Source organism: Protofrankia sp. CiP3 (assembly GCF_917627345.1).
Classification (GTDB): Bacteria; Actinomycetota; Actinomycetes; order Frankiales; family Frankiaceae; genus Protofrankia.
The window spans coordinates 22315-31863 of record NZ_CAKJTM010000010.1 but is presented as its reverse complement, the minus strand read 5'-3'; the positions used below and the strand labels follow the sequence as shown (position 1 = coordinate 31863).

General features: G+C 66.9%; 8 protein-coding genes. 2 read left to right on the top strand and 6 right to left on the bottom strand.

The features are described from left to right. Positions 1-56: 56 nt before the first annotated feature. The 3 genes from MJ797_RS05925 to mqnC all read right to left on the bottom strand — a co-directional run bounded on the left by MJ797_RS05925 (position 57) and on the right by mqnC (position 3894). A complete protein-coding gene (locus MJ797_RS05925) occupies positions 57-815 on the bottom strand; it encodes an SDR family oxidoreductase (protein ID WP_239332640.1) in 759 nt (252 codons plus the stop codon). Positions 816-849: 34 nt separating this feature from the next. Further along, positions 850-2076, bottom strand: coding sequence for a cytochrome P450 (locus MJ797_RS05920; RefSeq protein ID WP_239332751.1), 1227 nt, complete (start codon positions 2074-2076; stop codon positions 850-852). Positions 2077-2661: 585 nt separating this feature from the next. Beyond that, complete coding sequence (mqnC, locus tag MJ797_RS05915) at positions 2662-3894, bottom strand: cyclic dehypoxanthinyl futalosine synthase (protein ID WP_239332638.1); 1233 nt, start codon at positions 3892-3894, stop codon at positions 2662-2664. Between the two features lie 341 nt (positions 3895-4235). On the opposite strand from mqnC, the gene MJ797_RS05910 reads away from it, so the two are divergent. Together MJ797_RS05910 and MJ797_RS05905 are read left to right on the top strand one after the other, a co-directional pair. Continuing rightward, entirely contained in the window at positions 4236-5285 is a 1050-nt protein-coding gene (locus MJ797_RS05910) for an NAD(P)/FAD-dependent oxidoreductase (protein WP_239332636.1), read from the top strand. Positions 5286-5314: 29 nt separating this feature from the next. Next, a complete protein-coding gene (locus tag MJ797_RS05905) occupies positions 5315-5812 on the top strand; it encodes a sirohydrochlorin chelatase (RefSeq protein ID WP_239332634.1) in 498 nt (165 codons plus the stop codon). Here the strand turns inward: MJ797_RS05905 and cobA are convergent. From cobA to MJ797_RS05890, 3 genes are all read right to left on the bottom strand, one after another. Then, positions 5781-7088 carry a uroporphyrinogen-III C-methyltransferase gene (gene cobA, locus MJ797_RS05900; RefSeq protein WP_239332632.1) on the bottom strand — a complete coding sequence of 436 codons (1308 nt, stop codon included), beginning with the start codon at positions 7086-7088 and terminating at the stop codon, positions 5781-5783. The genes MJ797_RS05905 and cobA overlap by 32 nt on opposite strands. Positions 7089-7766: 678 nt before the next feature. Then, complete coding sequence (locus MJ797_RS05895) at positions 7767-8345, bottom strand: hypothetical protein (protein WP_239332630.1); 579 nt, start codon at positions 8343-8345, stop codon at positions 7767-7769. Positions 8346-8609: 264 nt separating this feature from the next. After that, complete coding sequence (locus MJ797_RS05890) at positions 8610-9281, bottom strand: phosphoadenylyl-sulfate reductase (protein WP_239332628.1); 672 nt, start codon at positions 9279-9281, stop codon at positions 8610-8612. Positions 9282-9549: the final 268 nt, after the last annotated feature.

Below are 9549 nucleotides of genomic sequence, written 5' to 3'. Positions count from 1 at the left end.
CGCCCTAGAAGCGGCGCACGCACCAGGGACGCGCGCCGCTGTATCCGTGTGGTGGATCAGGCCGATCCGTTGCCGAGGCCGGAGCCACCGCTGGCGTCGAGAACCTGCCCGGTGATCCAACGGGCTTCCTCGGAGGCCACGAACGCCACCAGGCCGACCACGTCATCAGGCGTGGCGATGCGGCCGAACGCCGCGTAGCGCTCGACCCTGGCCCGCATCTCGGGGATGGCCAGCCACGGGTTGAAGTCGGTCTCGACAATGCCGGGCGCGACCGCGTTCACCGTGATGCCGCGGGGAGCGAGCGCCTCGGCCAGCGTCAGGGTCAACGTGTTGATCGCGCCCTTGGACGCGGAGTAGGCGGCCACGAGGGGCATCGCGATCCGGGCGGTGGCGCTGGACAGGTTGATGATCCGCCCGCCGTCGCGCAGCCGGCCGAGACCCTGCTGGATGATAAAAAACGGAGCCTTGACATTGACGGCGAAAAGCCGATCGAAATCGATTTCCCGCACCTGCTCAATCGGTGCCGTCAGACCGACACCGGCATTGTTGACCAGAATGTCGAGCCCGTCGGCGTACTTGTCGAACTCGGCCCACAACGCAACCGCGTCGTCCGGCACGCCCAGCTCCGTCCGAAAGCTGAAGGCCTCGCCCCCCGCCTTCTCGATCACCGTCACGACGTCCTTCGCGGCTGTCCCGTTGTTGGCGTAGTGCACGCCCACCCGCGCTCCGTCAGCGGCGAGCCGTTCGGCGACAGCACGTCCGATGCCCCTGCTCGCACCGGTGACCAGGGCGGTTTTTCCCGACAATATGCCCATGCTCGGCACTGTCCTTTCGCTGTGCGTGTCGATGTCAGTTGGTTGTGACTGGCAAGTGCTCATGGCCACGCTGGACGACCTGGACTCGGAATGTTGCGTCCCCAGCCAGTGACAGTTCCGGGAGACTTCGCAGCAGCAGCGGAAGCACGACCTCGGCCGACATGCAGGCAAGCGCCGCGCCCAGACAATAGTGGCCGCCCGCGCTGAAGGTCAGTGCCTGGTTGTCAGGCCGGGCTGGATCAAACACGAGAGGGTTGTCGAATCTGCGAGGATCCCGGTTACCCGCGGCGATGAGCAGCGTGACCGGGGAGTGTGCTGTCACGCGGGCCCCGAAGAAGTCCAGGTCCTCCGAAGCGACCCGGTTCAGGACCTGGACAGCCGGGTCAAACCGCAGCGTCTCCTTGACGAAACTCTCCACGAATGCTGGGTTTTCGCGCAGCCGCGCGGCGTGGGCGGGTTGTTCGAGCGCCAGCCTCACCGTGTTGCTCAGTAAATCCTGGGGCGCTTCGGTGGCGGCGACAAGCAGCAGCATAAAATTGGCTAAGAGCTCCTCCTCGGTAATTTCCGCGCCCTCGTCCAGGGCCTTGATCCAGCCGCTGGTCAGATCCGGGCCAGGAGTCTCTCGTAACCGCGCGATGAGCGTGGTCAAGTATTCCGCCAGCAGATCCATACCCGCGTCCCCACGCTCCAGCTCGCGCGGATCGCGGACCGGTTCGAGGGCACTTGTGATGTCCCCGATGGCCTCGCGGAATCCCAGCTGGTCGGCCTCGGGAACGCCAAGCAGCCGGCCGATGACAGCCATCGGGAACCGGAAGGAGAACTCGGGGACCAGATCCACGACCTGGCCACCCGCTCCGAGTGTGGCGACGTGCCGCACGGCGTCGTAGGCCAGCTCCTGAACCAACGACCGCATCTCGGCAACCCGCCGCGCGGAAAACGCGTTGCCGAAGAACCGGCGCAGGCGATCGTGATCCGGATCATTGCTGAACAACATGTTCCGCGTGAGCCAGCGCCAGGACGAATGCTCACGCCAGCCCTGAAGCCGCTGGTCCTGAACCGCCGCATCGGTTGACAACAACCGCGGTTCCCGCAGCGCCTGCGCACATTCAGCGTAGCCGGTGATAAATGTATGAACGCCCGCAATGGTCACCACGGGGCCATGCGCGCGCATTTCCTCGTATAATGGATATGGATTTTGTTTTCCCTCGGGCGCCAACAGTCGCCCCAGAATATCCAGCGGTTCGGACAAAATTCCAGACACGACCTCAGCCAATTTCGCTCCCAGACTCCGGTCAGGTTCCAGTGGACGAAGCACCCATCATCATAGTGAGTTTGATAAGCAAACTCGATTTTGGTTGCAAAGAATCAACCGAACAAGAGCCAGCGCATGTGATATAGATCACACCTACTGGACCGAACGCTTCGAGCACTCCACCGCCTTCGGTCGAGCGACCGACGAATCAACACGCCCAGGCCAGGCACCTTCCGGAGCGGGAGCTCCGGCGCCGGCCGCTTAGAGCGCGTTTGAGACCGTCATTCCGGCTCACTGATCGAAAGACCGATCTCGAACACGCTCTTAGAACCCACTCTGAATCTCGGGAATGTATACAAAGAGCAGCCCGCGCCAAAGCGCTCGACATGACTGGGTGGGGGATTTAGAGCGCCCAGCAACAGGGGGCGCGCGGCGTCGCGGGGCTGGGACGGCGCGGGGGCGCTCTGGCCAGGCAACGGGTAAACAGCCCAGCGATCCAGGAGCACCCTGTGAAGCGCACCCCGGGTCCAGAAGATCCAGCGGGATTGCCGCTGCCGGCCCCGGCCGTTCGTCACGCCGGATCGATGAGGGGCGTCACCTGGTGGCGACAATCGGCAGCATGGGTGGCGACGGCAGCGCGGTCGAGGAGAAGTGTGAGGCCACCCGGTCATCAACGGGATCCCGCGTCGGGTCGCGGTGCACGACCAGGTGCCGGTAGAGGGTGTCGCGCTGCGCCGGGATCCGGTCGGCGGCGCGGATCAGACCGATCAGCTCCGTCCGGTTGGTGCGGTGACGTGCGCCGGCCGAGGACACCACGTTCTCCTCCAGCATGACCGAACCCAGATCGTCCGCACCCATGTGCAAAGTGAGCTGGCCGACCTCCTTGCCGGTCGTCAGCCACGAGCCCTGCAGATGCGCGATGTTGTCGAAGAAGAGCCGGGCCAGCGCCACCAGCCGCAGGTACTCGATGGTCGATGCCTGGGTCCGGCCGCGCAGGTGGTTGTTCTCCGGCTGGTAGGTCCACGGGATGAACGACCGGAAACCGCCGGTGCGGTCCTGGACGTCACGGATCATCCGCAGGTGCTCGATGCGCTCGGCGTTGGTCTCGCCGGTGCCCATCATGAACGTCGCGGTCGACTCCATGCCAAGGCCGTGAGCGGTCTCCATGACTGACAGCCAGACCTGCCCCGGTTCCTTGAGCGGGGCGATCGCGCGCCGAGGACGCTCGGTGAGAATCTCCGCTCCCGCCCCGGCGAAACTGTCGAGCCCCGCGTCGCGCAGCCGGGCGATGACGTCGCCATGGCTCAGCCCGGACGTCCGCGCGATGTGAACGACCTCGCTGGCGCCCAGAGAATGCAGGGTGAGCTGCGGGTACGCCCGCCTGATTGCCGCGAAGGTGCCCTCGTACCACTCAATGCCGAACTCGGGGTGATGACCGCCCTGGAGCATGATCTGGGTTGCCCCCAGCTCCACCGCTTCACCACACTTCGCGACAATGTCGTCGACGTCGCGGACCCAGCCTTCGGAATGCCCAGGAGCGCGGTAGAACGCGCAGAACCGGCAGGCGGTCACGCAGACGTTCGTGTAGTTGATATTCCGATCGATGATGTACGTTGCGATGCCGTCCGGGAAACGACCGCGGCGGACAGCGTCGGCGGCCTGGCCGAGGGCATGCAGCGGGGCCTTCGTGTACAGCCGTAGTGCCTCTTCGGGAGTGATCCGCCCGCCACCGGCGGCATGGGCGAGAACGGACGCGATCTCCTCCTCGCCCAACGCCGATGATGAAAGTACCGGAGAACCACTGTCGGCATCATCTGCAAGGCTCACCCCGCGATGGTACGGCGATCGGGCGTACCGCTTGGCTCCAACGGCCGGTGTCACCCATCGGCGTCCCGCCGCGACCACCGATCCAGGCCACCGATCCAGGCCACCGGCCAGAAACAGCCGGCGCGCGATGCCATGTCCACGCCCCTGCCGCCGGGCGCTCCCAATCAGGAAATGGGCTCGGGGGGTGCGCGGCCCCGGGAGACGCCGCGTCCCTATCGCCGGTCGCTCTACGTGGGGCAGGATAGGAGCAGAGTTTCCCTTCCGTAGTGCCGACCGGCCCTTGCGAATGCGATCCGGCAGGGCCACCCAGGCGCAGAACGCAGAGTCCCCAGGAGTTACGCGTGGACGCAGTGACCCCCGCAGGCCCGGACAACTCGACACCGGCGGACCTCGACACCGACATACTGATCATCGGCGCCGGGCCGGCCGGCCTCTTCGGCGCCTACTACGCCGGGTTCCGCGGGATGTCCGTGGCGCTGATGGACTCCCTGCCCGAGGCCGGCGGTCAGGTCACCGCTATGTACCCGGAAAAAATGATCTACGATGTGGCCGGTTTCCCGGCCGTGCGCGGCCGTGATCTCGTCACCGCGCTCGTCGCGCAGGCCGGGGCGTTCTCCCCCACCTACCTGCTCGCCCAACAGGCCACCGAACTGGCTCATGAGGCCGACAGCGTCGTGGTCACCAGCGTGCAGGGGACACGGGTCCGGGCGAAGGCCGTCCTCATCACCGGTGGGCTCGGGACGTTCACGCCCCGCCCGCTGCCCGTCGGCGGCGACCATCTGGGCCGTGGCCTGGCGTACTTCGTCCCGAAGCTGGACGTCTACACCGCCGCCGACGTCATCATCGTCGGCGGCGGTGACAGTGCCTTCGACTGGGCGCTCGCGCTGGAGCCGCTGGCGCGCTCGGTGACGTTGGTGCACCGCCGCGATCGCTTCCGCGCCCATGCGCACACCGTCGCGAAGGTGCTGTCCTCCCGCGTCGAGATCCTGACGCACACGGAGGTCTCCGCCATCCACGGCGACGGCCAGGTCGAGAAGGTGGAACTCACCCACAGCAAGTCCGGTGAGCGCCAGGTCCGCCAGGCCCAGGCGATCGTCGCCGCGCTCGGGTTCACCGCGGATCTGGGACCCCTGACCCGCTGGAACCTGACGATCGACAGGCGCCACATCGTGGTGGACTCGACCATGGCGACCGGCGTCGAACGGGTCTTCGCCGCCGGTGACATCACCGAGTACCGCGGCAAGGTACGCCTGATCGCGACCGGTTTCGGCGAGGTCGCCACGGCCGTCAACAACGCCGCGCCCATCATCGACCCGTCCGCCAAGATCTTCCCTGGTCACAGCTCCGACGACGGCCACGGCTCCGGCGACACCGCCGGCACGGGCGGCTGACCGGGCGGGTCCGGCGCAGACTGGTAGGCATGCGGGGTCTACTGGTGATCGGGCACGGCTCGCGACGGGATACGGCGAACGCGGCTGTCCGCACGCTCGCGCGGTTGTTCGCCCAGGCTGATCGGGCCACAAACGACGGCCAGATCCGTTGGGACGCGGTGGAACCGGCCTTCCTCGAGCTGATCGAGCCCGACATCGCGGCCGGGTACGGGCTTCTCGCCGCCGCGGGCTGCACGGAGATCGTCGCCCATCCCTTCTTCCTGTTCGAGGGCAACCACACCACCCACGACATCCCGGCCGCCCTCACCAGGGCACAGGAGCGATTCCCCGGCACCCGTTGGCACCTCACCGCCCCGCTCGGCCTGCACCCCGGCGTGCTGGCCGCGGTTGCCTCCCGCATCGAGGACACGCTGGCCAACAATCAGCTGTCCGGCTCCGGTGGCAGCCCTGGCAGCACCGCCACCGGGGCCAGCGCCGTCAGCGATGCCAGCGCCGTCAGCGCGACCGGGCCTCGGTCACGGCGGTGACGACGGCGGCGGCAAGCGGGTGGATGCCGGGCTCAGTCGCCACAGCGTCGACCCGCAGACCGGCCCGCTGGCATGCCGTGACAGTGCGTTCACCCATGGCCGCAACCAGCATCCCGGCCGGCAACGGTCCGTAGAGTGCCGTTGTCGCCCGAGCCGCGGTCGACGACGCGAACGCGACCGCGTGCAGGTCACCGTGGCGCAGCTCCTCGGCGATCCGCAGGTCCGGATCGGCGTCGACGTCGGCCAGCGGTGACCCCGGCCCGGCCGCCGCCGGGCCGGGACGCGACACCACGGTCTCCACCGCGTCCGCGCCGAGAGCCCGCAGCCGTGCGGCGAGCAGGCCTGGACGCGGTCTCGTCCGCGGGACGAGCACCCGGACACCCAGCAGCGGACGGGTAGCGCCATCGCTCGGCAACCGTGCATCATCTGTCGGGATGAGTGGCGGCGGAGCGTCGCAACGGGCCACGACGTCACCGATCACCACCACCGCGGGTGAGCGAACGCCTAACACGATGGCGTCGACCGCGATCGTGTCCAGGGTGCCGCGGATCACACGCTGGGCCGGCGTGGTAGCCCGTTCGATCATCGCGACCGGCGTGTCCGGCGACCGGCCGCCGTCGATGAGGGCCGCGGTGATGCCGGCGAGCCGCGCGACACCCATCAGCACGACAACGGTCATCCGGGACGCCCCCAGCGCCGCCCAGTCCACGGTGGAGTCGGGATGCCCGGGTGACAGATGACCGGAGACGACCGCGACATCCTGGGCGACACCGCGGTGCGTGACCGGGATCCCGGCATACGCGGGCCCGGCGAACGCTGAGGTCACCCCCGGGACAACCGTGCATCTCACCCCGGCGAGCCGGCAGGCCTCGGCCTCCTCACCGCCGCGGCCGAGCACGAACGGGTCCCCACCCTTGAGGCGGACGACCAGGTACCCGGCAAGCGCGCGATCGACCAGCAACGCGTTGACGTCCTCCTGGGTACGAGTCAGCGCACCGGCGCTCTTGCCACTGTGGACAACCTCCGCACCGGGCCGGGCAAGCGCAAGGACCCCCGCGGATACCAGCCGGTCCGTGACGACGACGTCCGCCCGACCGAGCAGTTCACGACCACGGACGGTCAGCAGACCCGGGTCCCCCGGCCCTGCCCCGACCAGCCAGACCTCACCGGGGGCGCGCGGCGGCTCGTCCCGTCCCGCCGCACTCGCGGCCCCGGCTCCCCCGCTCCCGCGGCCGTTGTCTCCCTCGTCCTCATCGTGTGCCCGGCCATCGTTCATCCCCGCGACGCTACTGCCGGGACGGTTCACGCAGCATGCAATCGGTGAAACCTACCCATGAAAGAAATCGGTTGAACAGTAACGCATCCGCTACTCTCGCCTGATGATCCCGGTCACACCCGCAATGAAAATACCGAAGAAAACCCACCCCAGAAAATCTGTTATCCACTGGAAAACCGCAAGAAACAGGAGTAACGCGCGGAGATCGCTGGCCTGGATGGGCGACTTGGTTCGGCCGGTTCGCCCCGTGAGATCACAAAGGGTGCCCAATCTAGCATGATCGATAAGGCTCTTGTGAGCCTCGTGTGCCGCACAGTCCACTCGGCCCCCATGGATATCTCCGCTGCGCCTTCTCTGGTCCCCCTCTTCGCCATCTACCCTTCGCACCCGAGTTCTAACTATAGGTTGCCATCCCGACAGCCTCGATCTTGGCCATCCGACCCGCCCCGGCGCCCGCACCGGACCGTCCCGAGCGCCGCACGACGCGTCGCCGCACCTCCTCGGCCGGACTCGCCAGCCACGCGATCCCTGCTCCAGATGACGAGACAACTTGACTACGGTCACGAGACGGCGCATTCTCGATCTATGCTCGCCTCCTTCGGGGGGATGGGAAGTGATGGTCGGGACCCCGCCGGACGACGGGACCCGGCCTTCGCGCTGCTCTAAAGCGGCAGGTTGTCATCGGACAGGGATTTCGATCGTTGTCGTAAGATGCTTGATGATTGCTATAAAATCTCCTTGGCCGTCGCGCGCAGCCGATATCGCCCCTGCTGCCGCATCAGCGACCCAGAGCATCGGCTCGAACACCGGTGAAGCGTGTTCGGTACGTAACCGATGAGAGATCACATGACTACCGAAAAGTGCCGCGACCATCACTTGATCTTTTTTGTTCAGTGATGTCGTGCGGGACTCGAGCCACACTCGCTCGACCGCCCTCTGATCGAGTTCGTGCAACAGGCCTTCCATACAGACCCGCCTGGCACGTTCCTGCTTCTTTGGCAGTACCGGCGTGCCTACAACGACAACGAGCTCCAGGTCGGCCCTCGCGACCAGGCTCACGAACTTGTGCCGTCGGGCACCATCTTCATCCCGCCAGTGCAGACGGCGTTGACCTTTCAGGAGCAGGTCATTGAGATCTCGACGTATCGGCGGGCACGACGACACCTCGGCGACAGCTGCGGCCAGGATGTAGAGGCCGGGCTCGCCAGCCCGAAGGCGCAGCGACTCGTCCACCCAGGCGTGCAGCGCACCAGCCACCGGGCCGTGCGGGCCATGCGGGCCATCAGTCGGGGATCGCAGGGTCATGGTCGGATCCGTTCGCGGTGTTCAGTACGTGCGTCATCAGGTGGCCGACCAGACACGCTGGACAACCACACGCGAGATCATCGCACCGCGATCCGACATGTCGTCATACCGGCCCGACAAACCGTGACGGAATGTGGTCCGCCCCGGGCGAGTAGATCACCGACTACCTGAAGGCTGTCAGTGCCCCTCCACCCGCAACAGCCAGAACCGCCGAGGTCAGTGAATGCCGCACTCGGTCTTGGCGCTGCCGGCCCAGCGGCCCGCGCGGCCCTCACCACGGCTGGTGCACGGCCAGCAGCCGACAGAGTCGTATCCATCCGACAGCAGTGGGTTAACGATCACGTCATGTTCCTGGACGTAGCGGTTGACGTCCTCGTCCGTCCAGGCCACCAGCGGATGGATCTTCACCTTGCCGCGCCGCTCGTCCCACCCCACGGCAGGCAGGTTCCTGCGCCCGGCGGATTCGGCCCGGCGCGAGCCCGCCGCCCACGCCCGGTAGGGCGCCAGCGCACGGTCCAGCGGGACGACCTTGCGCAGCTGGCAGCACCGGTCCGGATCCCGTTCGAACAGTTTCGGCCCGTACACGGCGTTCTGGCCGGCCACGGTGAGCTGTGGGCCGGTACTGATCAGCGGCAGGTTGTAGCGGTGCATGACCGCGTCCCGAGTACCGATTGTCTCAGCGAAATGGTAACCGGTATCAATAAAAATCACCGGGACGTCCGAGCAGATCCTGGCCAGCATGTCGACGAGCACAGCCTCCGCCATGGATGCGGCCACAACCAGCTTCGTCCCGAACTCCTCCACCGCCCAGCCCAGGATCTCCTGCGCGGACGCGCCCTCCAACTCGTCACCGGCATGCAGGGCACGGTCCTTCAACGTGGCATCCATGAATCGCTCTCCTCCGTCGTAACAGGCCGGCAACGACGCGATCACGCCTTTTCCACGCCGCACCGGGGGGCACAGCCCCGGATTACCGTCAAAACGCCGTCTCAGTGCTCGAAGTCAGCTGAACCGTCCCGTTCGGACGAAATGGGCCCGACCGCGAGAGCGGTCAGACTGAGCCGGAAAGCCCGCCGACAGCTCCCACACGCCCACTGCCCGTGGCCGGACCCGCTGGCCGCATCCCGCTCGGGCGGAAGATAAGGAACAAGGTCCT

What these genes read in the sequence shown, in the direction of transcription:
- cobA (WP_239332632.1), bottom strand. Translation starts at nt 7,088, where the DNA reads ATGAACGATGGCCGGGCACACGATGAGGACGAGGGAGACAACGGCCGC.
- MJ797_RS05890 (WP_239332628.1), bottom strand. Translation starts at nt 9,281, where the DNA reads ATGGATGCCACGTTGAAGGACCGTGCCCTGCATGCCGGTGACGAGTTG.
- MJ797_RS05905 (WP_239332634.1), top strand. Translation starts at nt 5,315, where the DNA reads ATGCGGGGTCTACTGGTGATCGGGCACGGCTCGCGACGGGATACGGCG.
- MJ797_RS05925 (WP_239332640.1), bottom strand. Translation starts at nt 815, where the DNA reads ATGGGCATATTGTCGGGAAAAACCGCCCTGGTCACCGGTGCGAGCAGG.